The following is a 25666-nucleotide window of genomic DNA, read 5'->3' as shown; positions in this document are numbered from 1 at the left end:
CGGACGGGCTCTGACTGCCACGGAGTGGGCGCTCGACGCCACCCGATCGACAGCCCTGTATGGGACAGGAGAAAAAGATTGCGGACGATGAGGCTACCGGCGTTCTCGGTTAGGGCAGGCTTGGGGTCGAGTGCAGCGACATGGGTGCTATTGCAACAGGTGTTGATGCGCGGGCTCGTGGCCGTCAAGTTTCTCGCGATCGGCCGCATTCTCGGGCCGGAAGCGATCGGTAGCGTGAGCGTCGCGCTGCTCGCCGTCGCGATTGCGGAGGCGTTGTCGGACACGGGCTTGTCGCAGGCGGTGATCCAGGGGCAGGCTGCGCCGACGCGCGATGAGCTGGGCGCGGTCTGGACCACGCTCGCGACCCGGGGCCTCGTGATCGGCGCCGCGCTTGTCGCAATCGCGCCGCTGATGAACAGCCAGTTCCATCTGGGCGGCGCGCTGCTGCTCTTGCAGCTCGCCGCGCTGCTGCCGCTGCTGCGCGGTGTCGCGTCACCCGCCTATTACGTCGTGCAGCGCGAGCGGCGCTTTCAGCATGTGGCGCTTGTCGAGATCTCGGCGGCTTTCGTCGACTGCTGTTGCGGCCTTGTGCTGGCGCTCGCGGGTGCGGGCGCATATTCGGTGCTGATCGGGATGATCGTCGGCGAATCGCTGAAGACGGCACTCACGTGGATTACGATGAACCCGCGTCCGCCCATCCGCTTGCGTTGGTCGGGCATCGGTCATTACGTTGCATTCAGCCGCTGGATCTGGGCGGGCAGCGTCGTCAATCTGATCCTCAACCAGTTCGACAAGGTCGTGGTCGGCAAGCTGCTCGGGCCCGCGCAACTCGGCGCGTATCAGATGTCGTCGCGGCTCGCGCAGATGCTGCTTGCCGACGCCGCCATCGCGATGTCGCAGTATCTGTTTCCGACCTTCGCCGCGCGCCATCGCGCCGATCCGCACGCGGCTGCGCGGCTATTCAGGCGCTACATCGGCGTGATCGCGCTGGGACTCGTGGTCGTCGTGATCGTGCTGCGGCTGGCGGCACAGCCGCTGTTCGCGCTGATACTCGGACCGGCGTGGCTGCCCGCCGTGCCGCTCTTCAAGATTTTCGTGATCAACATGGCGATCGGTGCGCTGATCGCGGTGCTCGTGTCGTATCTGCGAGCCGTCGGTGACGCGAAGGCGACGACCCAGGCGTCCGTGATCCAGGTGCTCGTGCTGCTCGCCTGCGTGCCGCCCGCGACGCACTACTGGGGCGTGACGGGGATCGCGTGGGGGATGACGGTCGGCCTGAGTTCGGCGGCTGCATGGATGATGTACCGGGCCGCGAGGGCGCTGTGATGCGGATACTTCATCTCGTGCTGGAGCCGAGGCTGTCGGGCGCGGAAGTGCTGGCGAAGGATCTCGCGATCCATCAGCAGCGCGAGGGCAGCGTGGTCGGCGTGACGGCGCTGTTGCCCGAGCGGCCCGACTTCACGCCCTTCACGCGCGAGCTGGCGAGCCACGGCGTCGAGTGTGTGTTTCCCGCGAGGCGCTCGAGGCTGCCTGGCAAGCTGATTCATCTCGCCGCCGTGCTGCGGCGCTTCCGGCCCGATGTGCTATTCGCGCACGCGACGATTCCCGCGTTTTACGCGCGCGCATTGCCGACCAACGTGCCCGTGATCTACGTGATGCACTCCGCGGTCAACGACTTCGAGCGCAAGCTGTTTCGCAACGTTGAGCGCCTGCTGTCGTCGCGGGCGCGGGCAGTGATCGGCGTGTCGCCCGCGAACGTGCGGGACTATAAGGACTGCGTCGGTTCGCATCCGCTCGTGACGTTGATCCCGAATGGCGTCGACGTGTCGCGCTTCGCATTCGACGATCGCCCGCGTTCCGGCGATGCGTTGCCGCAGATCGTGCAGATCGGCCGGTATACGTCGGTGAAGAACCAGTTGCAGACGGTGCATGCGTTCAGCGAGGTGGCGGCGCAGGTGCAGGACGTGCGGCTGCAACTATACGGCGTGGTCGAGGACCCCGCTTATCTCGCGGCGATCGAGGATCTGGTGAAGAAGCTCGGCCTCGAAGACCGGGTGAGCGTCGATGGTCCCATTTCGGACGTGAGCGGGGTGCTACGCGGGTCGAATGCGTTCGCGATGCCGTCGCGCTCGGAAGGACACAGCATCGCGTTTCTCGAGGCGCTGGCGTCGGGGATTCCTGTTGTGGCGAGCACGATCACGCCGTTTCAGTTTGCAAAGACGCTGCCCGGCGTGCAACTGGTCGATACCGACGATACTTCCGCGTATGCTGCGGCGCTGTTGACCGCGCTCGCGCAGCCCAAGGCGCCGAGGTCGCTCGCAGGTCTGACGCTGCAGGATACGGCGCAGCGCTATCTGGCCGTTGCGCAGCAGGTGATCGGCGCGCGGGTGTGAAAGCGGGCCTGGACGTGTTGCACGCGGAGGCGGACGCGGCGAAGTGAGACGCGCCTTGAAGACTTCAACTCAGCGCGGACCATCTCAGCGAGCTTTCTGCCGAGCGTCGGCGAATTCAGCTGCTGCTACTTCGAATGCGCGGCGCGGCTGCCGCGCACGTGGTGTCAGGTGCGATCGTCCACACGCGGCGGAGCGTACTGGCGAGCGCGTCGATGCTGCCTTCTTGCGTATAAATGAACCCGGTGCTGCCGTCCTCGACATAGCGCCGCTCCTGTCCCAGGTGCCGTGCTATTTCGTCGTGCACGTGGGGCCGCAGGCCCAGGCTGAACGACGGAGAAGAGCTGGTTCAGCGACTCGATGACTTCCTTTCGTTGCCGGCCACCGGATCAAACGAATGGGCCCGGATAAAGGTTCCGCGAGCGATGAGGGCGCTTGCGAATCAAGGCGGAAATGGGCGATTAGGACGCGTTGGGCCAAAGGCGTGACGCAAAATGAAAAGGGCCCGGCTTGCGCCAGGCCCTTCGAATCTTTTGGTAGGCCGTACTGGATTCGAACCAGTGACCAACGGATTAAAAGTCCGCTGCTCTACCAGCTGAGCTAACGACCCAAAAGAGAAGCGAGATTATAGCGGCGCGACTTCACACTGTCAATAATCCGGCCAGCAATCATTGCGTGCGCATGCTTCAAAAGAAAAGCCCGGAACGGGAAGTTTCGGGCTTTTCGGCGAGAGGCACGCGTATCGGTTCTTCAAGCGTCGACACTGCGCGTTGACTGCATCACAACAAACGGACGTCCGGCGCGAGCCGGGCGCCACGAATCATTTGATCTGCGAGAGCTTGCTCTGTGCTGACTGCGCGACATCCGATCCGCCGTACTGCGCGACGATCTGTTCGAGCGTCTTTTTGGCGGCAGCCTTCTGGCCCTGTTCAAGCTGGTTGTTCGCAATGGCCAGCAGCGCCTCCGGCGCGCGCGGATGCTGCGGATACTTCTGCACGACGCCTTGCCATACCGACGTCGAGCCCTTGTAGTCGCGCAGCGCATACAGCGCGTTGCCGAGCCAGTATTGCGCTGTGGGCTGATACGGGCTTTGCGGGTACCTGGTGATGAAGCTGCGGAACGAGGCCGCCGCGTTCTTGAAGTCACCGCTGCGGAACTGCTGCGAAGCCGCGTTGAACGCTTCCGTTTCGCCCGGCTGCACGGTGCCTTCCACGCCATCGACCGTCTGTTGCTGCGGCTCGAACTTCTTCAGACGACCGTCGAGGTCGCTGTAGTAGTCCTTCTGCTGCTTCTGCAACGTCGCGACCTGATTGGTGAGGTCCTCGTTCTGCCCGCGCAGCGTCGCGACCTGCTGGTTCAGCTGGTCGAGACGGTTCTGCTGGTCGAGGATCGTGCGTTGAGCCGCCGACAGCTGGCTCGACAGACCATCAGTCTTGGTGCGCAGATCGAGGATCGCCTGGCGAGCCTGATCGTCGTCGAACATGCCGGCGTGAGCGGGCAGGGCCATCACGGCCGACCCCGCGACGCAGGCGGCTGCGGCCATGCGCAGCCAGGAAAAACGGTGCGTCATACGGCTTGTCACCTATTACTGTTGATAGACGAGGTCCGCGCGGCGGTTTTGCGCCCACGACGCTTCGTCATGACCCGTCGCCTGCGGCTTTTCTTTGCCCAGGCTCACGGCTTCCATTTCCGAATCCGGCACGCCCAGCAGCGACAGCGAACGGCGGACAGCTTCAGCACGCTTCTGGCCGAGTGCCAGATTGTATTCGCTCGTGCCGCGCTCGTCGGTATTGCCCTGGATAAGGACGTGACGCTGCGGGTGGCTCTTCAGGTACTGAGCGTGTTGCTGCAGCAGCGGCTGGTAGTCGTCCTTGACCGAGTAGCTGTCGAAGTCGAAATAGATGCTGCGCTTTGCCAGCGGGCTGTTCGGATCGTTCAACGGATCGACGTTTACCGTGGCGACATCGTTCGGGTTGGGTTGTGCGCCCGTCGCGCCACCCTTGCCGGCGTTCTCGTCGAGCTTTACGCCCGAATGACAGGCAGCCAGCGTGCCGACCATTGCCACGGCCAACGCGATACGAAGTTTGGACATCATGCTTTACTCTCCTTGTGTGTTATTGCATAAACGGGCCCCAGGACGGCTCGCGTACGCTGCCCCCCTGAACGGACAGGACCTGCCGCGTCCGACCGTCGGTCGATACTGCGGCCAACACGCCACGGCCGTTCACCTGAGTGGCGTAAAGAATGTACTGACCATTCGCCGCAAAGCTCGGCGATTCGTCATGTGTTGTATCGGTGAGCGCCGTCGCGACGCCCGACTGCAGATCCTGGATATACAGCTTGAAGCCCCCGCCCGTGCGCGAGATATAGGCGAGCTGCTTGCCGTCCGGGCTCACGCGCGGACTCGTATTGTAGTTGCCCGTGAACGTCACGCGCTGTGCGCCGCCCGATGCCTCGCCGCTGGCGGGCATCTTGTAGATCTGCGGCTGGCCGCCGCGGTCGCTCGTGAAGTAGATCGACTGGCCATCGGGCGAGTACGACGGCTCGGTGTCGATAGAGCTGCCTTGCGTCAGGCGGCGTAGGCCGCTGCCGTCGGCGTTGACGGCGAAAATCTGCGTGTTGCCCGTGCGCGACAGTGCGACGGCGAGCGTGCGGCCGTCAGGCGACCACGCGGGCGCACTGTTGTTGCCCTTCTGGTCCGACACGACGACGCGGCGGCCCGTCGGCAGATCGTGGATATAGACGATCGGCTTTTTCTTTTCGAACGAGACGTACGCGACCTTCGTGCCGTCCGGCGACCACGCCGGCGAGATGATGGGCTCCGGGCTGGACAGTGCGATGTGCGCGTCCTGGCCGTCGGAATCGGAAATCTGCAGCTGATAGCGGTTGCCCGTCTTGATCACGTACGACAGACGCGTCGCGAACACGCCGCGGCCGCCCATCAGCTTCGCGTAGATGTAGTCGGCCACCTTGTGCGCGCTCATGCGCAGGCCGCCTTCCGGGCTGACCAGTTCGAGGCCGCCGAGGCTTTGCTGGTTGACGGTGTCGTACAGCTTGAAGCGAACCTGGTACTGGCCGTTCGGCAGCTTCGTGACGCTGCCCGCGACGAACGCGTTCGCGCCCTTTGCCTTCCATGCGCCGAGATCGACCGAATCGCCTTCCGATACGGGCGCGCTGCCCGCGTCGATGTTGGTGAATTTACCGCTGCGCTGAAGGTCCTGGCGGACGATGGTGCTGATCTGCTGGGGAGAATTTGCCTCGTTGGCAAAATTTGCCGTAGCAATCGGGAACTGCGTGGATCCGACGCCCGTCACGAGGACGTTGAGTTGTGCATGGGCGGCACCGCCCGCGGCGATCAGACACGACGCTACGAGTGCTCGCAGGCCTAGCTTCGTCATCAAACTCATTGTTTATAGATTCCCCAAAAAACAAATTTCTAACACTCCACAACTGCAAACAGACCGCCTTGAGCAGAAATCGTTCCCGCTAGGCCCGCGCGAGCGGGCGAACCGTAAACGTGGCTTCAGGCGGCCGGCCGCAGCGTAATCTTGAAGCTTTCGGGCGTCTTGCCGTTGATGTCCTGCGGCATCGGATCCGAGCGTTGCACGGCGCGCAATGCGGCATCGTCCCACGCCTGATTGCCGCTGCTGCGCGTGATCGTCGCGCTCAGCAGCGTGCCCGTCGGCGAGCAGCGCACGGAAACGACGGTTTCGAGACCCGACGTATCGCCCGACCAGATGATGTTCGGTTGTACGCGGCGTTTGACCTTATCCGCATAACCGGGCGACGCAGCGTTGCCGCCCGAGCCCGTGCCCGTACCACTCTTCGCTAGACCGTTGCCCGTCGAACCTTCACCGCCCGCCATGCCCTGCAACGACGCGAGGCGCTGGCGGCGTTCCGCGTCCAGCTTCTTCGCGGCCTCGGCCTGCGCTTGCGCCTGGGCTTTGGCCTTGGCTGCCTTCGCGGCGTCGGCCTTGGCCTGGGCCTCGGCTTGCGCCTGCTTTGCTTCCTGTTCCTTCTGCTGCTCTTCCTGCTGCTTCTTCAACTGCTCCTGTTTCTGCTGGGCGAGCTGCTGCTGCTTGAGCTTTTCAGCTTGCTGTTGCTGCTGTTGTTGCTTGAGCTTTTCGGCCTGCAGCTGCTGCTGTTGCTTGAGCTTGGCGGCGGCGGCTGCCTGGTCGGCGGCGAGTTGCTGCTGGCGCTTCGCCTCGGCTTCCTGCTGAGCCTGCAGTTTCTGCCGGCGCTGCTGCTCGGCGAGTTCAGCCTGACGCTCAGCTTCCTGCTGCTGCTTGCGCTTCTTCTCCTGCAGTGCGATCTCGGCTTCCTCGTCATTGACCTGCGGCGCGGGCTTGACAGGTGCAGGCGCGGGCGGCGGCGGAGCGGGGCGCGGCGTCGGCACGTCGGGCACTTCCGTCCACAGTTCGGCTTCGGCGCCCGCGGGTGTGCTGTTCTGCCAGTGAATGCCGTGATACAGGAAGAACCCGAGCAGCACGTGCATCAGCACGGCGAGCGCAATGGCGCGCCCTGTGCCGCGTTCGCGCGGCGGCTGAAGCGGATAGGCGTTGTTCTGTCGGCGGATCATTGCGATTTGACGAGCAATCCAACGCGCTTGACGCCGCGAGCCTTGAGGTCGGACATCACGTTCATCACGACTTCATATTTAACCGTCTTGTCGGCGGCAATCACGACAGGCTGATCGGGATGCGAGGCCTGACGGTCGGTGACGAAGCCGCGCAGATCCGCCTGCGTCATCGTCTCCTGCTGGGTCGCGCCTGCGTCGTCCTTGTACTTGACGCTCATGTTGCCGTCGGCCTTGATGTTGACGACGACGGGCGGCGTCTGCTGCTGCGGCGCTGCGCCGCCGACCGTCGGCAGGTTCACGATGGACGGCGCCACGAGCGGCGCGGTCACCATGAAAATCACGAGCAGCACGAGCATGACGTCGATGTACGGCACGACGTTGATGTCGGCCATCGCGCGGCGCGAGCGGCTGCCGCGCATGCTGGAACGAACTGAACCGGCCATCGTGGGACTCCTTAATGGGCCTGACGCTGCAGGATGTTCGAGAACTCTTCGATGAAGGTTTCGAAGCGGATCGCGAGGCGATCGATGTCGTGCGCGTAACGGTTATAGGCGACCACGGCGGGGATCGCGGCAAACAGGCCGATGGCCGTTGCCGTCAGCGCTTCGGCGATGCCGGGTGCGACGTTGGCAAGCGTGGCCTGCTGGACGTTCGCGAGGCCGCGGAACGCGTTCATGATGCCCCAGACCGTACCGAACAGACCGATATACGGGCTGACCGAGCCGACAGACGCGAGGAACGCGAGGTTTGCTTCGAGCACGTCCATTTCGCGCTGGAACGCGGCGCGCATCGCGCGGCGTGCGCCATCGAGAATCGCGCCCGGATCGTTGATCCGCTTTTCCTTGCCTTTCAGGAACTCACGCATGCCCGACTCGAAAATGCGTTCGAGCGCGCCGATCGTGTGACGGTTGTTCGCGGCGCTCTGATACAGCGCCTGCAGGTCGCCGCCAGACCAGAAATCGCGTTCGAAACGTTCAGTCTGCGCCCGCGCGCGACGAATCGCAAACCACTTGCGGAAGATGAAAGTCCACGACATCAGCGACAGCAGCAAAAGCAGCGCCATCACTGCCTGCGCCAGCAGGCTCGCATTGAGAACGAGGGAAATGATCGACAGATCTTGTGTAGTGTTCATAGAGGTTCGATGTAACGTCCCGGGTGGGGCGTCCGGCTGCAAGGTGGTCGAAGCGTTCGGTTGGCATTCAGTCGGCAAACCGGAAGCTTCGGCGGGTCCTTCGCCGAACCATGCTTGGTCTTGTTGTGACCGTTACGAGTTCACTGTCCAGGTAACAACGCGTTCAAATACTCGCCGTTGACACGCTGGCGCCGTTTGAGTCCGGTCCGCGCTGCAAGGCGGCGTGAACCGGCGGAGGAATGGCTGACGGCTTCATCGATTTCGCGTCGACGCAACCGACGCGGATCGTGCCCGTGGCCAGCAGCGTGTCGCCACGCCAGGCCTCCTGGGCGAAATCCACCGACGCGCGGCCAAGCTTCTCGATCCGGCTGACGATGCGCAGCATGTCGTCGAGCCTGGCAGGCGCGCGATAGTCGAGGGCAGTGCTGCGCACGACGAAGAGCGCACCCGTTTCTTCAGCGAGCTTGCGTTGATCGACGCCGCACGCGCGCAGCCATTCGGTGCGCGCGCGCTCGAAAAACTTCAGGTAGTTCGCGTAAAACACGATGCCGCCGGCGTCGGTGTCTTCGTAATACACCCGGATCGGCCAGATAAAGCCGATTTCGGCACCGGACTGACTGTCAGACATATTCATGGCGCGCATTTTACCGGAACGCAAAAGGGCGCCGCATTTTTGGGCACTGTTGTACCGGAATGTGTTCTGCGCACGCGACAGGCGCCGCACCGAGGCCGCACGAGGCGGCCCGATCCGGGCCGGGTTCGCGATACTAACCCCGGTGGATGTTCAGGCCGGCGAACGACTGTCCGACGGGCATCAGCTCGATCGTATTGATGTTGACGTGCGCGGGGCGCGTCGCGATCCAGTAGATGGAGTCGGCGATGTCTTCCGCCGTGAGCGGCTGGACGTTCTGGTAGACGGTCGCAGCTTTTTCCTCGTCGCCGCGGAAACGGACGTTGGAAAATTCGGTGCCGCCGCACAGTCCCGGCTCGATGTCCGTCACGCGAATGGGCGTGCCGTGGAGGTCCGCGCGCAGGTTCAGACTGAACTGGCGCACGAACGCCTTGGTCGCGCCATACACGTTGCCGCCCGGATAGGGCCACGTGCCCGCCACCGAGCCCAGATTGAACACATGTCCGCGCTTGCGCTCGATCATGCCGGGCAAGAACGCGCGCGTGACCTGCACGAGACCCGTGCAGTTGGTATCGATCATCGTGGTCCAGTCGTCGAGCTCGGCGCGTTGCGCGGGCTCGAGACCGAGCGCGAGGCCGGCATTGTTGACGAGCACGTCGACGGCGGCAAAGCCGGCGGGCAGCGCGGCGGGGAGGGCTTGGACAGCCGCGCGGTCGCGCACGTCGAGTTCGAACGGCAGCAGGTTGTCCCCGAGTTCGTCAGCGAGCGCCTGAAGGCGGTCCTTGCGGCGCGCGGTTGCGACGACGCGATGGCCGCCTTTGACGAAAGCCCGGGCGATGGCGGCGCCGAATCCTGCGGACGCCCCGGTGACGAACACGATCATTGCTGTTCCCTGGTCGGTGGAGAAAGGCCACAAGCCTACTTCCAATGGCACGATGCGGCAAGAATGACTCCGCCGCGCGACGGTGCGTCCGGGCAGGCCGCCTGGCGGCCGCCGCAACGGCACGACGGGGCTGCGGACGGCTTGTGCGAGGGGCTCCCCAGCCTGGTTGCCTATTCGACCCGGTTCCAATACACTAACGCGCTCACCCCTGCGTGACTGGCGATAGAACCCAATGCTGTCAAGCGTGGCGGGTTCAAGGTGGAGCGTCCCACCGTGAAGCGCAGGGTGCCGTTTTGCCGTTCGCCTGGGCAGCCATGATTCGCGCGCGCCGTCGTTTGCGCTGCCGGTGGTTGTCCTGACTCGCGTATGCGGCACCTCCTTCATACGCCACGTCAAGGCTCCCATCATCAGCAGTGGCCAGCAGTGCTGCGTACCTGCTACGGCCCCGGCACTCGACCTGCGCACGATCCGGTCAACCTGAACACACTTAACGGAACCAGCATGTTTGACAGAGCCCAAAGCACCATCGCCAACGTCGATCCCGAGATCTGGAACGCCATCCAGGACGAAAACCGCCGTCAGGAAGAGCACATCGAACTGATCGCGTCGGAAAACTACACGAGCCCGGCCGTGATGGCCGCGCAGGGCTCGCAGCTCACCAACAAGTACGCCGAAGGCTACCCGGGCAAGCGCTACTACGGCGGCTGCGAATACGTCGACGTCGTCGAGCAGCTCGCGATCGACCGCGTGAAGCAGCTGTTTGGCGCTGAAGCCGCGAACGTTCAGCCGAACTCGGGCTCGCAGGCCAACCAGGGCGTGTTTTTCGCGATGCTGAAGCCGGGCGACACGATCATGGGCATGAGCCTCGCGCACGGCGGCCACCTGACGCACGGCTCGCCTGTCAACATGTCGGGCAAGTGGTTTAACGTGGTGAGCTACGGCCTGAACGAAGCCGAAGACATCGACTACGACGCGGCCGAGAAGCTCGCACAGGAACACAAGCCGAAGATCATCGTCGCGGGCGCATCGGCGTTCGCGCTGCGCATCGACTTCGAGCGTCTGTCGAAGATCGCGAAGTCGGTCGGCGCGTATCTGATGGTCGACATGGCGCACTACGCCGGCCTGATTGCTGCCGGCGTCTATCCGAACCCGGTACCGTTCGCCGACTTCGTCACCACGACCACGCACAAGAGCCTGCGCGGCCCGCGCGGCGGCGTGATCCTGATGAAGGCCGAATTCGAAAAGCAGATCAATTCGGCCATCTTCCCGGGCATCCAGGGCGGTCCGCTGATGCACGTAATCGCGGGCAAGGCCGTCGCGTTCAAGGAAGCGCTGGCGCCGGAATTCAAGGAATACCAGCAGCGCGTGGTCGACAATGCTCGCGTGCTGGCTGAAACGCTTGTCAAGCGCGGTCTGCGCATCGTCTCGGGACGCACCGAAAGCCACGTGATGCTGGTCGACCTGCGCGCGAAGAAGATCACGGGCAAGGCAGCGGAAGCGGCGCTCGGCGCGGCGCACATCACGGTCAACAAGAACGCGATTCCGAATGACCCGGAAAAGCCGTTCGTGACGAGCGGCATCCGTCTCGGTTCGCCCGCGATGACGACGCGCGGCTTCGGTACGAAGGAAGCCGAGCAGGTCGGCAACCTGATTGCCGACGTGCTGGACAACCCCGAAGACACGGCGACGATCGAGCGCGTGCGCGCGCAGGTCGCCGAGCTGACGCAGCGTTTCCCGGTCTACCGCTAAGCCGCCATGCGCTGCCCCTTCTGCCGGCACGACGACACGCAGGTCGTCGACTCGCGGGTGTCCGAAGACGGCGCCGCGATCCGGCGCCGCCGGCGTTGCCCGGCCTGCGACAAGCGTTTTACGACGTACGAGCGGGTCGAGCTGGCGTTGCCTTCGGTCGTCAAGAAGGACGGCAGCCGCACGGAATTCGATCGCCGCAAGATCGTTGCGAGCATGCAACTGGCACTGCGCAAGCGTCCAGTTGCGGCCGACGCCATCGACGCTGCCGCGTCGCGCATCGAGTATCAGCTGCTTGGCAGCGGCGAGCGCGAAGTGCGCAGTGAGCGCCTCGGCGAACTGGTGATGAACGAACTGCGCGCGCTCGACACAATCGCGTATGTGCGCTTTGCGTCCGTGTACCGGCGTTTCGAAGACGTCTCCGAATTCGAGGACGTGATTGAGGAATTTCGCCGGACGAACGCACCGCCGGCCGCGCCCGCGAAGCCGACCCGCAAGCGCTGATTGTTCGCGCATCCGCATTTTCTCTCCCTGAAGTTCTGCCGCGAATTCATTTGACGCACGTGCATTCTCGTGCGGGAATTCGCGCGTCCGCCACCTGGCCATCCGGCTAATTGTTGGCGTTCCTGCATGCCGTTAGAGTCGTCGCGTTCTTGCCGAAAATCGAGGAATGCTGATGAAACGGGATGCTGCTACGCGGCGCGCGCGCCGTGGGTTCACACTGTTCGAAACGCTCGTGGTGATCGCATTGCTGGCGATCCTCGCAACATTGACGGTGCCGTCGTTCCTGGCGTGGCATGTGCGAGATCAGGTCGACGCACGCGCACGCGCGCTGCTGGCCACGCTCAGCTACGCGCGCGGCGAGGCGTTGCGCCGGGGCGCACGCGTGACCGTGTGCCGCGTCGACGCGGCGCGTCACTGTCTTGCTACGGCGCAACCGTGCAAGGCGGGTGTCCTCGACTGGTCATGCGGGTGGGCCGTCATGATAGAGCGCGCGAGCGGCTTCTATCCGTTGCGCGTGCAGCCCGATCTCTCGTCCGTCAGCATCGCAGGTGCGCTTACCAATCTGACGTTCACACCGCCCGCGGGCCAGGTGAATGGCAGCTTCCGCAGCTTTGATATCGGACCGCGCGCCGATTCGAAGGCGACGCAAGGGACGGAGTGGCGGCGTTGCATTCGCATCGCGGCGGGCGGACGTGCGCGCATCGTTGACGGCGCGTGTGGAGCGGCGACATGACGCGTGCGATTCTCTCCTCGCAGCACGGTCAGACGTTGATCGAAGTGCTGGTAGCCGTCGCTGTGACGGCTGTGACTGTGCTTGGCCTGATCGCCGTCCAGCTGGCGCTCGCGCGCGATGCGCGGGCAATGTCCTACCGCGCGCAGGCTGCGCTTGTCGCGGATGCCCTCGCGGAGGCGGCGCGCGCGCCGTACCCGAGCGAGGCCGCGATCAACCAGTGGAAGACACGTGCGGCGAGCCTGCTGCCGAAGGGCGATGCGGGCATCAACGGCGGGAGGGATAGTTCGGGTGCGCGAGTGACATGGGCGTGGCAGGCAAGCATGCCGCGCGACACCGCAAATCCCGGCGACACGATCGACGCGCCCGCGTCGTGCGCAGACGTGGATGCGCCGCGAGGCATGCAGTGCGTCGCGATTGCGTTCTCGCGATGAAAGCACATGTCGCTGTTGGGTGCCGACCCGGTTGGCAACGGCGCTTTGTCCACGCATGCGGCCACACGCTCCTCGAAATGACGATAGCGCTGGCGCTGGGACTGATCGTGACCGCGGGCGCGGTGTCGCTGTACCGCTCGCAGCGAATTGCCTTTGCAAAGGCGGCCGATGCAGCGCAGATCCACGATGCGGCGATGACCGCGCTGACGCTGATCGGCGAGCAGTTGCAGATGGCTGGTTTCGTTTCTGCCGACATGCCCCGTACATTCGCCGCGAGGCCTGCGCTATTTGGATGCACGGGCGGGAGGCCGATCGGTACGGACGAAAATCCGTCCTGCGAACCGCTTGCCACGCGTTCGGACGGAGTCGCGGTGCGTTATGTCGCCGACAGTATTTCTACCTGGCCGTCTGCAACCGGCCTCGCAACCGACTGCCTGGGCCAGGGCGTCGCAAAGACGGACGCCGACGCGCCGGGCGTGCCTGTCGTCAACCGCTTTTATGCAAAGGTGAGCGGCTCCACGGGTGAGCCCGAGTTGTATTGCGAAGGCACGGGGAAGGCCAATTCTTCGCAGCCGCTCGTCGAAGGTGTCGAGCGCGTGCGCTTGCGCTATTGGCTTGCGGGCGCGTCGTCGGCGGCGGACGCGGCGGCGTTGGCGCCCGCGCAATGGGCCAGCGTCGTCGCCGTCGATCTTTGCGTGCTGGTCCGGGGCACGCCGTTGACCGCGCGAACTGGCTATGTCGATTGCGACGGGGTGTCCATGATCAGTTCGGACATGCGGGTGAGGCGCGCATTCTGGCGGAGGGTTGCGATACGCAACAACGAGGGGAGCGCCACATGATCCTTTCTCGAAGCACATTGCGAGTGCGGCGCGCGCACGATCGGGGCATTGCGCTGCCCGTTGTGCTGCTGATCGCCGCGCTGATGCTGACGACTTCTGCCGCATGGTTCGAGCAGACGGTGGCCGCTGCGCGCGACGCGGCAGGCATTGCCGACCATCTGGTCGCGCTGCACGGCGCAGACTCGGCCTTATCCGCGTGTGCCCGCAGTCTCCTCAACGGTTCGCTCACAGGCGTGCCGGGCGCCAGCGGAGAGCCGGTTGGCTGGAAGTCACAGGCGACGTTCGAGTCCGGTGCCATCGCGCCATTCGCGTCATGGCCCACGTCGTTATCGTTTCGCGCGCCGCAGTGCCTGATCGAAACGTGGCGCTTGACGAATCGCACCAATGCACAGGCGTACCTCGTCACGGCGAGAGGTTACGGGCGCAGCGCGGATTCGCAGATGTGGCTGCAATTGCAGCTGGTGATAGATGGCGGCGCAGTTGAAAGGCATTGGCGCCGGATTGCCGCGCGCCCCTTCTGAACGCTGGTCTGATGAGGGTCGACATGAAGCCGAACACGCACGCATTCTCCCTGCTGGAACTGGTTGTCGCACTGGCGATCGCAGCGACGCTCGCTGCTTTCGCAATACCGTCGTATCGCGACCATATCGCGAAGGCTCACCGAACCGATGCGGCGTCCGCGCTGTTTCGCGCGGCGCAGTTCGCCGAGTCCGCCGTGCGTGCAGACGGTGCACCGTTGCCGGCCGGTCTGGATCAGGCGCCGCAAGGGGGCAAGGCGATCTACCGGCTGCGCATCCTGCCCGCCGACGACACGAACGGTGGCTACGCGCTCGAAGCGCAGCCGCTCGAAACCGGTCCGATGGCCGGCGACGCGTGCGGCACGTTCATACTTGATGCAACAGGGCTAAGAAACAATCGGGGTGCAGCGGGCGCCAACCCCGACGATTGCTGGAGTGCGCGCTAGATGGAAAACGCATCGACGACGCGCGCCATGTCAGGGCGGGTTCATATCGGCGTCCTCCGACGCGGCGGAGGACGCCGCCTTGCGCGATTCCCGCTTCACCTGCTGATAGATGCGAAAGGCCTCCCAGGCCGCGAGGCCGAGGCCGCCCCACTTGAGCGTGGGCTTCGCCACGCCGAGCACACTGTTGCGGATCGGTTTGGCAAGCACCAGCGACACGATCGAGCTGATCAGCGGGTAGTCCTTGAGCAACGCGCCGATGCCGCTCGCGGCCCAGCCGCGCCGGCGTCCCCAGGGCATCGAGCGCATCGCGCCGAATCCCGGCACGATGAACTTGAGCCAGCTGAAATGCGTGACCGCGTTGCGAAGTTCGTAGGTCGCCTGCGCGAGCTCCATTCGCTCGACATCCGCGCGCACGATCAGCAGTTCCTTGCGCAGCGCGCGCAGATGCGGCGCGCTCAGATCTTTGGAGGTCGGTCGGCGGCTGCGAAATGCGTTATCGGAATGGACCTGGCTCATGAAGTTATCGATGGATGGACAGGGAAGAGAACGACGCCCGGTTCAGTGTTTGCGGAAAATCTCGCGGTCTTTCTCGAACTCGTGAAGCGTCGCTTCGAAGATCATCGGTGCATTATGCAAGCCGCTGCGCGCTCTCAGCGCACAGACGATCGCGAGGATCGCATAGACGAGGGTAATGCCCGCGAGTGCCTGCCAACGATACGTGTCCCAGAACGCGATCGCGACCAGCGCAGTCAGCGCGATCAGGGCCATTGTCGCGAGCATCATGGCAGCGAGGCCCATGAACAGAACCATCAGCAGCCGGTCTTTTTCTTCGGCCAGTTCGATGCCGATGAGTTCCAGCCGTGTCTGCAGGATCGAAAAGAACGAACTGAGAATGCGCCGCAGTGGTCCGCGGTCCCCGCTCTGCGATTGTGTGTCGATCATGGCGTCAGCGTGTTGCGCGCGAGGATGCGCGAGGAAGGTGCGGACAGGGCGCGCGCGCCCGTCCGCCTGTCAGCGAAGTACGCCGGCCGCCCGAATGCGCGGCCGGGGCTTCGCGCGCATTACTTGCGATTGATCAGCAGGCCAACCAGCACGCCCACACCGGCTGCAATGCCGATCGACGCCCACGGATGTTCGTGGACATAGTCGTCGGTGGCGCGAGCGGCTTTCTTGCCTTTCTCGACGACCACGACCTGCACGTCGGCTGCCTTTTCCTTCGCCTGCTTGAGACGCGAGAGCGCCGTCTCGCGCAGTTCAGAAGCGCGTTCGCCAGTGGCGCTCGCGGCCTGCTTCAACAGATCTTCCGCGTCTGCGAGTACGGTTTTGATATCCGACATCAATCTCTCCTTGTTGACTTCCGACATTGACTGCTCCCTTCGTGCACGCTACGCGTGAATCGTAACCAAAGAAACGGCCGCTGGCGAGCCAGCGGACCGTGCGCATGGGTTACGCGCAAATCGCGCGCAATTTCCCGAACGCGTCCGCATGAAGCGTTCCCGAACGTCGCGTGCGTTTCGTGTGCGCGCTTCGATCGTTTCCACTTATGGCTGGGCAGAGCGCTCCACCATTTGATGGAGCTGATCTGTCCCGCTAAGTTTCGTACATCGGCGAGAAAATTACAAAAACTGATAAGCGTTTCAGTGAATGTTCGTTAGAAGCGCACGCTGCCGTCCCGTATGCTCTAATTTGTACCCCTCGACCGGGCCTGGGCCTGGCGAAACATTCGAACACTTCAAGGAGCTGCACTATGAGTCTACGTCTTGGCGACGTCGCACCCGATTTCGAACAGGAGTCGAGCATTGGCCGCATCAGTTTCCACGAATGGTTGGGTGACAGCTGGGGCGTTCTTTTTTCGCACCCGGCCGACTTCACGCCTGTCTGCACGACGGAACTGGGCCTGACCGCGAAGCTTGCGAACGAATTCGAGAAGCGCAACGTGAAGACGATCGCGCTGTCAGTCGACAGCAAGGATTCGCATAACGAGTGGATCAAGGACATCAACGAGACGCAGGCCGCGAGCGTTGGCTTTCCGATTCTCGCCGACGGCGACCGCAAGGTCTCGCAACTGTACGACATGATTCACCCGAACGCGAACGAAACGCTGACCGTTCGTTCGCTCTTCATCATCGACCCGAAGAAAAAGGTGCGTCTGATCATTACGTACCCGGCCAGCACGGGTCGCAACTTCGACGAAGTGCTGCGCGTGATCGACTCGCTGCAGCTGACGGACAACTATCAGGTGGCAACGCCCGGTAACTGGAAGCACGGCGACGACGTCGTGATCGTGCCGTCGCTCAAGGACGAAGAAGAGATCAGGCGCAAGTTCCCGAAGGGCTACAAGGCGCTGCGCCCGTATCTGCGACTGACGCCGCAGCCGAACAAGTAAGCATCGGCCTCTGACGAGGCAAAAAGAAAAGCCCGCGTTCGTTGAGAACGCGGGCTTTTAAATAGGCGCCGTTTGAGGCGCACTGAGGTGTCAGAAGAACGCCTGAATGCCCGTCTGTGCGCGTCCGAGGATCAGCGCGTGGATATCGTGCGTACCCTCGTAGGTGTTCACCACTTCCAGGTTCACCAGATGCCGCGCGACGCCGAACTCGTCGGATATGCCGTTGCCGCCCAGCATGTCACGCGCCATGCGCGCGATATCGAGCGCCTTGCCGCATGAATTGCGCTTCATGATCGACGTGATTTCGACGGCCGCCGTGCCTTCGTCCTTCATCCGGCCAAGGCGCAGCACGCCTTGCAGGCCGAGCGTGATTTCCGTTTGCATGTCGGCGAGCTTCTTCTGGATCAGCTGGTTGGCCGCGAGTGGACGGCCAAACTGCTTGCGATCCAGCGTGTACTGACGCGCCGTGTGCCAGCACGATTCCGCCGCGCCGAGCGCGCCCCACGCGATGCCATAACGCGCTGAGTTCAGACAGGTGAACGGTCCGCGCAGCCCTTTCACGCCCGGCATCAGATTTTCCTCGGGCACGAAGACTTCATCGAGAACGATCTCACCCGTGATCGACGCACGCAGGCCAACCTTGCCGTGAATCGCGGGTGCGCTCAAACCCTTCCAGCCCTTCTCAAGAATGAAGCCGCGAATCTCGTCCTTGCCGTCTGTTTCGAGCTGTGCCCAGACGACGAAAACGTCCGCGATCGGCGAATTCGTGATCCACATCTTCGCGCCGGAGAGCGAATAGCCGCCGTCGACCTTTTTCGCGCGCGTGACCATGCTGCCCGGATCGGAGCCGTGATTCGGCTCGGTCAGACCGAAGCAGCCGATCCACTCGCCCGAAGCGAGCTTCGGCAGGTATTTGTCCTTCTGCGCGTCGGAGCCGAATTCGAAGATCGGGACCATCACCAGTGACGACTGCACCGACATCATCGAGCGATAGCCCGAATCCACGCGCTCGACTTCTCGTGCGATCAGCCCGTAGCTCACATAATTCAGCCCCGGTCCGCCGTATTGCTCGGGAATGGTCGGGCCGAGCAGACCGAGTTCGCCCATTTCGCGGAAGATCGCGATGTCCGTCTTCTCATTGCGGAACGCTTCGAGCACACGCGGCGCGAGCTTGTCCTGCGCGTAAGCCTCTGCGGCGTCGCGCACCATGCGTTCTTCTTCCGTGAGCTGCTGGTTCAAAAGCAGCGGGTCTTCCCAGTGAAATTGCGCGGCGGCTGCCATGACGTATCTCCTTGTCGACGAGAGGGCGCCTTCGCGCGTATCCTCGTCCGAATGCTTGACTTGAGTTCCGCTCTGCGAAACAATGTTTTGCAAAACGACGACTGAGTGTAGCATCCGATGTCGAAACCTGCATCCACAACATCCCCAAGTCCCGTGACGTCCTTGTCGACGCGGACTTCCGATCCCGTCGACGAGCGCAAGTTCGTCGTCGCGCTGGCTCGCGGACTCGATCTGCTACGCGCATTCCGGCCGGGCGAAACGCTGCTCGGCAATCGCGACTTCGTCGAGCGCACGGGCTTGCCGAAGGCGACGGTGAACCGGCTCGCGTACACGTTGACGGTGCTCGGCTATCTGCGCTTCGACGAGGCGCTCGGCAAATATGCACTGGACGCTGGCGTGCTATCGCTGGGCTTTGCGCTGCTGTCGGGCACCGACACGCTCGAACTCGCGCGCCCGCACATGCGCAATTTCGCGCGGGAGGTCGGCGCGGCCGTGTCGCTCGGGTGTCGCGACGGACTGGACATGATTTATCTGGAGACGATCCGCAGTGAGACGGCGCTGACGCTCGGTCTCGCATCCGGCTCGAAGCTGTCGATGCTGACGAGTTCGATGGGCCGTGCCTATCTCGCCGTACAGCCCGCCGACACACGCGCCGCGCTGCTCGACGAACTACGGCGTGCGGCGGGCGACGAAGGCGCGCTGCTGGTCGCGCAGGCGCAAAGAGAGATCGACAGGTACGCGAGCGAGGGATGCTGCTACTCGTTTCGCGACTGGCACGACGATGTGAACGCCGTGGCCGTCCCGTTCAGCGATCCGCGCGACGGCAGGCTGCTGGTGCTGAGCTGTAGCGGGCCGGCGTCGTCGATGGGGGAGAGCGTGTTTCGGGAACGGGTCGCACCGCGACTGAAGGCACTCGCGCGCCGTCTGGGCGACAGTCCTTGAATATTCTCAGGCCGTCCGATTCTCGTGCACGACGAATAGCGGCCCTTGTACGAATCGCACGTCGTACTGCTGCAGAAGATCGAACTGCGCTTCAGTTGCCACGCGATTGAAGATCAACGGTATTTTCAGCCGATTCGCATAGCTGACCAACGGCTTCACCATCGAATCGCGCAACGCCGACGCGGCGTCCATCTTGACGAAATCCAGTCGAGCCATGTCCGACACTGACAGGATTTGCCCCGCGTTCGGCAGATTGCCGGCCACCTTGAATCCATAGTGCTGATAACTCTTGGTGAGATAACCAAGAAACGTCCGGTGCGCGACTGCGGCGGGCGGCAACTCGATCACTATCCGCGACGGATTCAATCCAAACGACATGAGCACCGTCGAGAAATGTCGGCCGTGGTCATAGCGCACACTTTTCAGCAGCCGCTCATGCACGCGCAGGAACAGCAAGCCGTGCCGCTGCCGGCCGAAGAAATTAATCGAATGCATCGCGCGCGACATACGGTCGAGCGCCACGAGTTGCTGGTCGTCGGGCACGTGGTCGAACGGGTCGAACGCGTCGAGCGGCGTGCCGTCGGCCAGTTGCGTGACCGCCTGGACTCCGAGCTCGTCGCCGAAACGGTCCGCACTGTCCGGCGACGACGACAACGACTGCGCGAGCGCATGCACCGAAATGTCAAAGATCGGCTCGTAGCTGCTGCCGATTTCGACATCGCCGTATGTCGCTATGGCCTCGCCGCTGCGCGGGCCGGTGCCCATTCTTAGATGCTCGCCGAGAAAAGGGTGAGTGGAGGCGCGTTCGACGAGTTCGGGGATGGTCAGCGGGATCATGAATACGTGGAGAGCGGACTGGTGTCGCGGCGCACGCCGCATGGTTCGATAGTAGCAGCGGTGGCTGCCCGTCCATGCACCAAATACTGATATGGATTTCGCCGCTCGTGTGGCGCTCGCGGCTCGACTCCGGGTTTACGTTAATTTCACTAATCATAATCTGTTTTACTATTCGTAAAAACGTCGGTGGCGATGCGGGAGCGCGCCAACGCATTCACGGAGATCACTGCATGGAATCGAGCACACGACGCGAAATCCAGCCGGGCTACCAGTCGGGCTTCGCCAATGAATTCGCCACCGAGGCTTTGCCCGGCGCGCTGCCGCAAGGCCGCAACTCGCCGCAGCGCGCACCGTACGGCCTGTACGCGGAGCAGTTGTCGGGCACGGCATTCACCGCGCCGCGCGGCCATAACCGCCGTTCGTGGCTGTACCGCATCCGCCCGGCGGCCGTGCATCAGCCGTTCACGGCGCTGCCGTCGCACCGGCTCGTCGCGAATTTCGCCGAGGTGCCGCCGACGCCGCCCAATCAGCTGCGCTGGGATCCGCTGCCGATGCCGACAGAGCCGACCGATTTCGTCGACGGCTGGGTGACGATGGCGGGCAACGGCTCGGCGGAAGCGATGAGTGGCTGCGCGATTCACGTATACGCGGCCAATCAGTCGATGCAGGACCGCTTCTTCTACAACGCCGACGGCGAGTTGCTGATCGTGCCGCAGGCGGGGCGTCTTTCGATCTTCACGGAAATGGGCAAGCTCGATGTCGAGCCGTTCGAGATCGCGGTGATACCGCGCGGCGTACGCTTTTCGGTATCGCTGCTGGATGGCCGCGCGAGCGGCTACATCTGCGAAAACTTCGGCGCATTGCTGCGCCTGCCGGACCTCGGGCCGATCGGCTCAAACGGACTGGCGAATCCGCGCGACTTCCTGACGCCGCATGCGGCTTATGAAGACCGCGAGGGCGACTTCGAACTGGTCGCGAAGATGAACGGCCATCTGTGGCGCGCGGATATCGGCCACTCGCCGCTCGACGTGGTTGCGTGGCACGGCAACTACGCGCCGTACAAGTACGATCTGCGCCACTTCAATACGATCGGCTCGATCAGCTATGACCATCCGGACCCGTCGATCTTCCTCGTGCTGCAATCGCAAAGCGACACGCCAGGCGTCGATTCGATCGACTTCGTGATCTTCCCGCCGCGCTGGCTCGCTGCCGAAGACACGTTCCGTCCGCCCTGGTTCCACCGCAATGTCGCGAGCGAGTTCATGGGGCTTGTGCACGGCGCGTACGACGCGAAGGCAGAAGGCTTCGTGCCCGGCGGCGCGAGCCTGCACAACTGCATGTCGGGCCACGGCCCGGACGCGGACACGTTCGAGAAGGCGTCGAACATCGACACGAGCAAGCCGAACAAGGTCGACAACACGATGGCCTTCATGTTCGAAACGCGCACGCTCATCAAGCCGACCCGCTTCGCATTGGAAACGGCGCAGCTTCAGGCGCATTACTTCGAATGCTGGCAAGGTCTCGAGAAACATTTCAACCCGGAGCAACGATGAACGCATCGAGCGATCTTCAGGCGACGCTCGACGCGTCGCGCAAGAGTTGGGTCGAATCGGCGAACGATCCGTCCTGTGATTTTTCGATCCAGAATCTGCCGTTCGGCATCTTCAGCGATGGACTCAACGCAACCCGCCGTGCCGGCGTCGCGCTCGGCGACTGCATCGTCGATCTGGCGGCGCTCGAAAGCGCGGGGCTGTTGACGGTGCCGTCCTCGGGCGCAGGCGACAGCGTGTTCGTGCGCGACGCGCTCAACGATTTCATCGCGCTCGGCCGCGATGCGTGGCGCAGCGTGCGCATCCAGTTGAGCAAGCTGCTGTCGCGCGATAATCCGGTGCTGCGCGACGACGCCGAACTGCGCAGCCGCGCGCTGATCCGCCAAGGCGACGCAGCGCTGCATCTGCCCGTGCAGATTCCGGGCTACACGGACTTCTATTCGTCGAAGGAACACGCCACCAATGTCGGCTCGATGTTCCGCGATCCGAAGAACGCGCTGCTGCCGAACTGGCTGGAAATCCCAATCGGGTATAACGGGCGGGCGTCGTCGGTGGTGGTGAGCGGCACGCCCGTGCGCCGTCCCAACGGCCAGTTGAAGCTGCCCGATCAGGAACGGCCGGTGTTCGGCGCGTGCCGCAAGCTCGATATCGAGCTGGAGACGGGCTTTATCGTCGGACGCGGCAATGCGCTCGGCGAGCCGATCCCCTGCGAACAGGCGGAAGACCACATTTTCGGCATGGTGCTGCTGAACGACTGGAGCGCTCGCGACATCCAGCAATGGGAATACGTGCCGCTCGGGCCGTTCAATTCCAAAGGCTTCGCGACTACGATCTCGCCGTGGATCGTCACGCTCGACGCGCTCGAACCGTTCCGCGTCGCGCAACCCGTGCAGGATCCGCAGCCGCTCGACTATCTGCGCCAGGGCGGCGAGCATGGCTTCGATATCTCGCTTGAAGTGCTGCTGAAGCCGAAGGGCGCGAAGGAAGCGACGACGATCTCGCGCACCAACTTCCGTCACATGTACTGGACGATGGCGCAGCAGCTTGCGCATCACACGGTATCGGGCTGCAATACGCGCGTCGGCGATCTGATGGGTTCGGGCACGATCAGCGGGCCGACGGGCGATTCGTTCGGCAGCCTGCTCGAACTGACGTGGAACGGGAAGAATCCGCTGCAACTGCCTGACGGCAGCACGCGCGCCTTCATTGAGGACGGCGACGAACTCACGCTCGCCGGATGGTGCCAGGGCGACGGCTATCGCGTCGGCTTTGGCACGTGCGTCGGCGAGATCGTGCCGGCGCAGCGCTGAATCGCCCGCGAAATCAGGACGCGGCGCGCGCCACGCCGCGTCTTTTTTCCCACAGCATCGCCGCGAGAAACGCCAACGCGCTCGCGAGCACGACGCCGATCATCGCGTCGTTGCCGACGCTCTTCATCAAGGCGCCCGCTACGAGCGGCCCGCCGAAACTCGCGATACTCCACGACGCACCGACGAGCGAGCTCGCCGACACCAGCGCCACACCGCGAAAGCGCTCGCCGCAGGCCACGAGCGACAGCGTGTAGATCGCGCCCGCCGCCGCGCCCAGCACATACAGCAGCGGCCAGCACAGCCACGGTGACTGCACGGCCCAAGGCAGCAGCGGCAGCAACACGACGACGAGCACCGCGCAGCCGATATGCACACGCTCGCGCCCCAGGTGATCCGCGAGCCAGCCGATGGGAAACTGCATCGTCGTGTCGCCGAGCAGCAGCGCTGACGCGAACAGCACGGCCACTTCACTGGACATGCCATGCGCCATCGCGAAGAGCGGCATCAGCGACAGCGCGATGGTATCGAACAGCGCGAAAAAGCCGGTCCCGACCACGAGCGCAGGCATCTGCGGCAGCACGCGGCGCCAGTTGCCATGCGGCTCATGTTCGTCGGATGCGTGAGGCGCGGAGCGGATCATCGACAGCACGGGCAACGCGATCAGAAAGATCGCGCCGCAAATCAGGAAGCGCCAATCGTCGTACTGCGCGATCTGACTGACGAGCACGGGGCCTGCCATCTGGAACAGCGTGAAGTTCGTTGCGTAGATGGCGACGACGCGGCCTCGCGATGCATCGTCGGCGAGCTGGTTGACCCATGCCTCGCCGATCGTGAAGAGCAGCATCAGCGCCACGCCGCACAGCACGCGCAGCACGCCCCAGACGAACAGATTGGCGCTCACCTGCATCAGCGCGGTGGCGATTGCGACGACCAGCACCGAGCCGATGATCGCGTGACGGCCGCCGCAGCGCGCCGCGATCCAGCCGGCGACGGGCACCACCAGCAGGCCGCCGCCCGCCTGCGCGGCCGTCAGCAGGCCGACCACGTCGGTGCCGTAGCCCGCCTGCGTCAGCGCGAGGGCAGTGAGAGGAAGCGTCGCGCCGCTGCCGAGGCCGACGACGGCCACGCTCAGGATCAGCGCGAGGAAATCACGGGAGAAGACGACTTTCATCGGGCGAGATGCTACACCGCCCGTCTGTCATTGGCATCATCGGGGCTCTCTGATGACGGCCATGCGCGATTGGCCGCTCAGCCCGCTGCACGCAAACGCCCGTCGAGCGACACCGACCACCACGTCAGCGCCACCGCGCCCGCCGCCGTCGCGACGCCGATCCACGGCAGGGACGTGAGCGGCGCGCCTGCGCCGATCGCCATGCCGCCGAGCCACGCACCCGTCGCATTGCCGAGATTGAACGCACCCTGGTTGAGCGTCGAGGCCAGATTCGGTGCACTGCTTGCACGATCGACGATCAGCATCTGCAGCGGCGGCACGATCGCGAACGCGAGGACGCCCCACAGGAAGATGGTGACCATCGCGGGGATTTCGCTGTGCATCGTCATCGCGAAGATCGACAGGATCGCGACGATCGCGAGCAGGAACGACAGCAGGGACTGCACGGGGCGCCAGTCGGCGAGCTTGCCGCCGAGCGTGCTGCCCACGGTCAGCCCGAGCCCGAACAGCAGCAGCACCATCGTCACGGCGTGCGGCGTGAAGCCCGTCACGTCTTCGAGAATCGGCGTGATGTAGGTGAAGGTCGAGAACAGGCTTGCAGACGCGAGGACACTCGTGCCGAGCACCATCAGCACCTGCGGGTTCTTCAGCACCGTGAACTCGTGGATGAGGCTGGCTTTCTGCATCTCGATCTTCGGCGGCAGACAAAGCGCGAGCGCGACGGCCGCCAGCACGCCGATAACCGTCACTGCCCAGAAGGTCGCGCGCCAGCCGACGGCCTGGCCAAGCGCAGTGCCGAGCGGCACGCCGAGCACGTTGGCAAGCGTGAGACCCGTGAACATCAGCGCGATCGCCTGCGCGCGGCGGTTCGGCGCAACAAGCCCGGCGGCGACGACGGAACCGATGCCGAAAAACGCACCGTGGCAGAACGCGGTCACGATGCGCGCGGCCATCAGCACCGCATAGCCCGGCGCGATCGCGCACAGCAGATTGCCGAAAATGAAGATGCCGATCAGACACATCAGCGCCTTCTTGCGCGGCATGTTGGCGACCGCGAGCGCAACGATCGGCGCGCCGATCGTCACGCCGAGCGCATACGCCGACACCAGCATCCCCGCGGCCGGGATCGACACGCCCAGATCGCGCGCGACATCGGGCAGCAGCCCCATGATGACGAACTCGGTGGTACCGATTCCAAACGCAGCGACGGCGAGTGCGAGCAGGGGCAAAGGCATGATGGGACTTTTGCGAGAGAGGCGCGGCGGAAGGAAGCGCCGCACGTGTTGCCGTCGCGCGCGTTCGGGATGAGTACGCAGACGTCGGCAAGCGTAAATCAGTAGGGGATTGTACCTAAGCC

Annotated in this window: 28 protein-coding genes, 1 tRNA gene and 1 riboswitch; of the genes, 13 read left to right on the top strand and 16 right to left on the bottom strand. The window is 64.0% G+C overall.

Annotated features, from left to right (window positions below):
* The first annotated feature begins 78 nt into the window (after nucleotides 1-78).
* Nucleotides 79-1326 (top strand): oligosaccharide flippase family protein, encoded by a 1248-nt coding sequence (locus BPHY_RS12480; protein ID WP_012401836.1) that lies wholly within the window; start codon nucleotides 79-81, stop codon nucleotides 1324-1326.
* Nucleotides 1326-2393 (top strand): glycosyltransferase, encoded by a 1068-nt coding sequence (locus BPHY_RS12475; RefSeq protein ID WP_012401835.1) that lies wholly within the window; start codon nucleotides 1326-1328, stop codon nucleotides 2391-2393. Before BPHY_RS12480 ends, BPHY_RS12475 begins: the two co-directional genes overlap by 1 nt.
* 531 nt (nucleotides 2394-2924) lie before the next feature.
* Here BPHY_RS12475 and BPHY_RS12465 read toward each other — a convergent pair.
* The 9 genes from BPHY_RS12465 to ydfG all read right to left on the bottom strand — a co-directional run bounded on the left by BPHY_RS12465 (nucleotide 2925) and on the right by ydfG (nucleotide 9615).
* Nucleotides 2925-3000 (bottom strand) — tRNA-Lys (locus BPHY_RS12465).
* A gap of 210 nt (nucleotides 3001-3210) precedes the next feature.
* Nucleotides 3211-3960 carry a tol-pal system protein YbgF gene (ybgF, locus tag BPHY_RS12460; protein WP_012401834.1) on the bottom strand — a complete coding sequence of 250 codons (750 nt, stop codon included), beginning with the start codon at nucleotides 3958-3960 and terminating at the stop codon, nucleotides 3211-3213.
* A gap of 15 nt (nucleotides 3961-3975) precedes the next feature.
* Nucleotides 3976-4485 (bottom strand): peptidoglycan-associated lipoprotein Pal, encoded by a 510-nt coding sequence (pal, locus tag BPHY_RS12455; RefSeq protein WP_012401833.1) that lies wholly within the window; start codon nucleotides 4483-4485, stop codon nucleotides 3976-3978.
* 19 nt (nucleotides 4486-4504) lie between these two features.
* A complete protein-coding gene (gene tolB / locus BPHY_RS12450; protein WP_012401832.1) occupies nucleotides 4505-5797 on the bottom strand; it encodes a Tol-Pal system beta propeller repeat protein TolB in 1293 nt (430 codons plus the stop codon).
* 116 nt (nucleotides 5798-5913) lie between these two features.
* Nucleotides 5914-6969 (bottom strand): cell envelope integrity protein TolA, encoded by a 1056-nt coding sequence (tolA, locus tag BPHY_RS12445; RefSeq protein ID WP_012401831.1) that lies wholly within the window; start codon nucleotides 6967-6969, stop codon nucleotides 5914-5916.
* Nucleotides 6966-7412, bottom strand: a complete 447-nt coding sequence (gene tolR / locus BPHY_RS12440) for a protein TolR (RefSeq protein WP_012401830.1) — start codon at nucleotides 7410-7412, stop codon at nucleotides 6966-6968. The genes tolA and tolR overlap by 4 nt, the downstream gene beginning before the upstream one ends.
* Nucleotides 7413-7423: 11 nt before the next feature.
* A complete protein-coding gene (gene tolQ, locus BPHY_RS12435; protein WP_012401829.1) occupies nucleotides 7424-8101 on the bottom strand; it encodes a protein TolQ in 678 nt (225 codons plus the stop codon).
* Nucleotides 8102-8264: 163 nt separating this feature from the next.
* On the bottom strand, nucleotides 8265-8744 hold the full coding sequence (gene ybgC, locus BPHY_RS12430; RefSeq protein WP_012401828.1) for a tol-pal system-associated acyl-CoA thioesterase: 480 nt from the start codon (nucleotides 8742-8744) through the stop codon (nucleotides 8265-8267).
* 124 nt (nucleotides 8745-8868) lie between these two features.
* The gene (gene ydfG / locus BPHY_RS12425; RefSeq protein ID WP_012401827.1) at nucleotides 8869-9615 is read right to left on the bottom strand and encodes a bifunctional NADP-dependent 3-hydroxy acid dehydrogenase/3-hydroxypropionate dehydrogenase YdfG; all 747 of its coding nucleotides are present in this window, start codon (nucleotides 9613-9615) and stop codon (nucleotides 8869-8871) included.
* Nucleotides 9616-9817: 202 nt separating this feature from the next.
* A riboswitch (ZMP/ZTP riboswitch) is annotated at nucleotides 9818-9932 on the top strand.
* Nucleotides 9933-10116: 184 nt separating this feature from the next.
* On the opposite strand from ydfG, the gene glyA reads away from it, so the two are divergent.
* The 7 genes from glyA (at nucleotide 10117) to BPHY_RS12390 (ending at nucleotide 14832) form a co-directional block, all read left to right on the top strand.
* On the top strand, nucleotides 10117-11364 hold the full coding sequence (glyA, locus tag BPHY_RS12420; RefSeq protein ID WP_012401826.1) for a serine hydroxymethyltransferase: 1248 nt from the start codon (nucleotides 10117-10119) through the stop codon (nucleotides 11362-11364).
* A gap of 6 nt (nucleotides 11365-11370) precedes the next feature.
* On the top strand, nucleotides 11371-11865 hold the full coding sequence (gene nrdR / locus BPHY_RS12415; protein WP_012401825.1) for a transcriptional regulator NrdR: 495 nt from the start codon (nucleotides 11371-11373) through the stop codon (nucleotides 11863-11865).
* A gap of 172 nt (nucleotides 11866-12037) precedes the next feature.
* Entirely contained in the window at nucleotides 12038-12598 is a 561-nt protein-coding gene (locus tag BPHY_RS12410; RefSeq protein ID WP_012401824.1) for a GspH/FimT family pseudopilin, read from the top strand.
* Nucleotides 12595-13029 (top strand): prepilin-type N-terminal cleavage/methylation domain-containing protein, encoded by a 435-nt coding sequence (locus BPHY_RS12405; RefSeq protein WP_012401823.1) that lies wholly within the window; start codon nucleotides 12595-12597, stop codon nucleotides 13027-13029. The genes BPHY_RS12410 and BPHY_RS12405 overlap by 4 nt, the downstream gene beginning before the upstream one ends.
* Nucleotides 13030-13106: 77 nt before the next feature.
* The gene (locus BPHY_RS12400) at nucleotides 13107-13868 is read left to right on the top strand and encodes a type IV pilus assembly protein (protein WP_052306083.1); all 762 of its coding nucleotides are present in this window, start codon (nucleotides 13107-13109) and stop codon (nucleotides 13866-13868) included.
* Complete coding sequence (locus tag BPHY_RS12395) at nucleotides 13865-14389, top strand: pilus assembly PilX family protein (protein WP_012401821.1); 525 nt, start codon at nucleotides 13865-13867, stop codon at nucleotides 14387-14389. The genes BPHY_RS12400 and BPHY_RS12395 overlap by 4 nt, the downstream gene beginning before the upstream one ends.
* A 23-nt stretch (nucleotides 14390-14412) precedes the next feature.
* Nucleotides 14413-14832: a type IV pilin protein gene (locus tag BPHY_RS12390; RefSeq protein ID WP_012401820.1), complete on the top strand. Its 420-nt coding sequence runs from the start codon at nucleotides 14413-14415 to the stop codon at nucleotides 14830-14832.
* 30 nt (nucleotides 14833-14862) lie between these two features.
* On the opposite strand, the gene BPHY_RS12385 is transcribed toward BPHY_RS12390, so the two are convergent.
* The 3 genes from BPHY_RS12385 to BPHY_RS12375 all read right to left on the bottom strand — a co-directional run bounded on the left by BPHY_RS12385 (nucleotide 14863) and on the right by BPHY_RS12375 (nucleotide 16196).
* Nucleotides 14863-15348 (bottom strand): DUF3318 domain-containing protein, encoded by a 486-nt coding sequence (locus BPHY_RS12385; protein ID WP_012401819.1) that lies wholly within the window; start codon nucleotides 15346-15348, stop codon nucleotides 14863-14865.
* Between the two features lie 42 nt (nucleotides 15349-15390).
* Entirely contained in the window at nucleotides 15391-15774 is a 384-nt protein-coding gene (locus tag BPHY_RS12380) for a phage holin family protein (RefSeq protein ID WP_012401818.1), read from the bottom strand.
* A gap of 119 nt (nucleotides 15775-15893) precedes the next feature.
* Entirely contained in the window at nucleotides 15894-16196 is a 303-nt protein-coding gene (locus BPHY_RS12375; protein WP_007584918.1) for a DUF883 family protein, read from the bottom strand.
* Between the two features lie 383 nt (nucleotides 16197-16579).
* Between BPHY_RS12375 and BPHY_RS12370 the strand changes: the two genes are divergently transcribed.
* On the top strand, nucleotides 16580-17218 hold the full coding sequence (locus BPHY_RS12370) for a peroxiredoxin (RefSeq protein WP_012401817.1): 639 nt from the start codon (nucleotides 16580-16582) through the stop codon (nucleotides 17216-17218).
* Between the two features lie 90 nt (nucleotides 17219-17308).
* Here BPHY_RS12370 and BPHY_RS12365 read toward each other — a convergent pair whose 3' ends face one another.
* Nucleotides 17309-18499 carry an acyl-CoA dehydrogenase gene (locus tag BPHY_RS12365; RefSeq protein WP_012401816.1) on the bottom strand — a complete coding sequence of 397 codons (1191 nt, stop codon included), beginning with the start codon at nucleotides 18497-18499 and terminating at the stop codon, nucleotides 17309-17311.
* Nucleotides 18500-18616: 117 nt separating this feature from the next.
* Between BPHY_RS12365 and BPHY_RS12360 the strand changes: the two genes are divergently transcribed.
* Nucleotides 18617-19441 carry an IclR family transcriptional regulator gene (locus BPHY_RS12360; protein WP_012401815.1) on the top strand — a complete coding sequence of 275 codons (825 nt, stop codon included), beginning with the start codon at nucleotides 18617-18619 and terminating at the stop codon, nucleotides 19439-19441.
* Nucleotides 19442-19447: 6 nt separating this feature from the next.
* Here BPHY_RS12360 and BPHY_RS12355 read toward each other — a convergent pair whose 3' ends face one another.
* Nucleotides 19448-20278 (bottom strand): EAL domain-containing protein, encoded by an 831-nt coding sequence (locus BPHY_RS12355; protein WP_041763590.1) that lies wholly within the window; start codon nucleotides 20276-20278, stop codon nucleotides 19448-19450.
* A gap of 230 nt (nucleotides 20279-20508) precedes the next feature.
* On the opposite strand from BPHY_RS12355, the gene hmgA reads away from it, so the two are divergent.
* The gene (hmgA, locus tag BPHY_RS12350; RefSeq protein ID WP_012401813.1) at nucleotides 20509-21831 is read left to right on the top strand and encodes a homogentisate 1,2-dioxygenase; all 1323 of its coding nucleotides are present in this window, start codon (nucleotides 20509-20511) and stop codon (nucleotides 21829-21831) included.
* Nucleotides 21828-23138 (top strand): fumarylacetoacetase, encoded by a 1311-nt coding sequence (fahA, locus tag BPHY_RS12345; RefSeq protein ID WP_012401812.1) that lies wholly within the window; start codon nucleotides 21828-21830, stop codon nucleotides 23136-23138. Before hmgA ends, fahA begins: the two co-directional genes overlap by 4 nt.
* Before the next feature lie 13 nt (nucleotides 23139-23151).
* On the opposite strand, the gene BPHY_RS12340 is transcribed toward fahA, so the two are convergent.
* Nucleotides 23152-24309, bottom strand: coding sequence for an MFS transporter (locus BPHY_RS12340; protein WP_012401811.1), 1158 nt, complete (start codon nucleotides 24307-24309; stop codon nucleotides 23152-23154).
* 77 nt (nucleotides 24310-24386) lie between these two features.
* Entirely contained in the window at nucleotides 24387-25544 is a 1158-nt protein-coding gene (locus BPHY_RS12335) for an MFS transporter (RefSeq protein WP_012401810.1), read from the bottom strand.
* Nucleotides 25545-25666 lie beyond the last annotated feature (122 nt).

Origin of the sequence: Paraburkholderia phymatum STM815, assembly GCF_000020045.1 — a bacterium.
Taxonomy (GTDB): domain Bacteria; phylum Pseudomonadota; class Gammaproteobacteria; order Burkholderiales; family Burkholderiaceae; genus Paraburkholderia; species Paraburkholderia phymatum.
The sequence above is the reverse complement of the archived record's forward strand: the minus strand, read 5'-3'. Positions and strand labels throughout refer to the sequence as shown.

Coding starts and splice junctions, on each gene's coding strand:
- BPHY_RS12475 (WP_012401835.1), top strand. CDS start 1,326: ATGCGGATACTTCATCTCGTGCTGGAGCCGAGGCTGTCGGGCGCGGAA.
- ybgF (WP_012401834.1), bottom strand. CDS start 3,960: ATGACGCACCGTTTTTCCTGGCTGCGCATGGCCGCAGCCGCCTGCGTC.
- pal (WP_012401833.1), bottom strand. CDS start 4,485: ATGATGTCCAAACTTCGTATCGCGTTGGCCGTGGCAATGGTCGGCACG.
- tolB (WP_012401832.1), bottom strand. CDS start 5,797: ATGAGTTTGATGACGAAGCTAGGCCTGCGAGCACTCGTAGCGTCGTGT.
- tolA (WP_012401831.1), bottom strand. CDS start 6,969: ATGATCCGCCGACAGAACAACGCCTATCCGCTTCAGCCGCCGCGCGAA.
- tolR (WP_012401830.1), bottom strand. CDS start 7,412: ATGGCCGGTTCAGTTCGTTCCAGCATGCGCGGCAGCCGCTCGCGCCGC.
- tolQ (WP_012401829.1), bottom strand. CDS start 8,101: ATGAACACTACACAAGATCTGTCGATCATTTCCCTCGTTCTCAATGCG.
- ybgC (WP_012401828.1), bottom strand. CDS start 8,744: ATGCGCGCCATGAATATGTCTGACAGTCAGTCCGGTGCCGAAATCGGC.
- ydfG (WP_012401827.1), bottom strand. CDS start 9,615: ATGATCGTGTTCGTCACCGGGGCGTCCGCAGGATTCGGCGCCGCCATC.
- glyA (WP_012401826.1), top strand. CDS start 10,117: ATGTTTGACAGAGCCCAAAGCACCATCGCCAACGTCGATCCCGAGATC.
- nrdR (WP_012401825.1), top strand. CDS start 11,371: ATGCGCTGCCCCTTCTGCCGGCACGACGACACGCAGGTCGTCGACTCG.
- BPHY_RS12410 (WP_012401824.1), top strand. CDS start 12,038: ATGAAACGGGATGCTGCTACGCGGCGCGCGCGCCGTGGGTTCACACTG.
- BPHY_RS12405 (WP_012401823.1), top strand. CDS start 12,595: ATGACGCGTGCGATTCTCTCCTCGCAGCACGGTCAGACGTTGATCGAA.
- BPHY_RS12400 (WP_052306083.1), top strand. CDS start 13,107: ATGACGATAGCGCTGGCGCTGGGACTGATCGTGACCGCGGGCGCGGTG.
- BPHY_RS12395 (WP_012401821.1), top strand. CDS start 13,865: ATGATCCTTTCTCGAAGCACATTGCGAGTGCGGCGCGCGCACGATCGG.
- BPHY_RS12390 (WP_012401820.1), top strand. CDS start 14,413: ATGAAGCCGAACACGCACGCATTCTCCCTGCTGGAACTGGTTGTCGCA.
- BPHY_RS12385 (WP_012401819.1), bottom strand. CDS start 15,348: ATGAGCCAGGTCCATTCCGATAACGCATTTCGCAGCCGCCGACCGACC.
- BPHY_RS12380 (WP_012401818.1), bottom strand. CDS start 15,774: ATGATCGACACACAATCGCAGAGCGGGGACCGCGGACCACTGCGGCGC.
- BPHY_RS12375 (WP_007584918.1), bottom strand. CDS start 16,196: ATGTCGGAAGTCAACAAGGAGAGATTGATGTCGGATATCAAAACCGTA.
- BPHY_RS12370 (WP_012401817.1), top strand. CDS start 16,580: ATGAGTCTACGTCTTGGCGACGTCGCACCCGATTTCGAACAGGAGTCG.
- BPHY_RS12365 (WP_012401816.1), bottom strand. CDS start 18,499: ATGGCAGCCGCCGCGCAATTTCACTGGGAAGACCCGCTGCTTTTGAAC.
- BPHY_RS12360 (WP_012401815.1), top strand. CDS start 18,617: ATGTCGAAACCTGCATCCACAACATCCCCAAGTCCCGTGACGTCCTTG.
- BPHY_RS12355 (WP_041763590.1), bottom strand. CDS start 20,278: ATGATCCCGCTGACCATCCCCGAACTCGTCGAACGCGCCTCCACTCAC.
- hmgA (WP_012401813.1), top strand. CDS start 20,509: ATGGAATCGAGCACACGACGCGAAATCCAGCCGGGCTACCAGTCGGGC.
- fahA (WP_012401812.1), top strand. CDS start 21,828: ATGAACGCATCGAGCGATCTTCAGGCGACGCTCGACGCGTCGCGCAAG.
- BPHY_RS12340 (WP_012401811.1), bottom strand. CDS start 24,309: ATGAAAGTCGTCTTCTCCCGTGATTTCCTCGCGCTGATCCTGAGCGTG.
- BPHY_RS12335 (WP_012401810.1), bottom strand. CDS start 25,544: ATGCCTTTGCCCCTGCTCGCACTCGCCGTCGCTGCGTTTGGAATCGGT.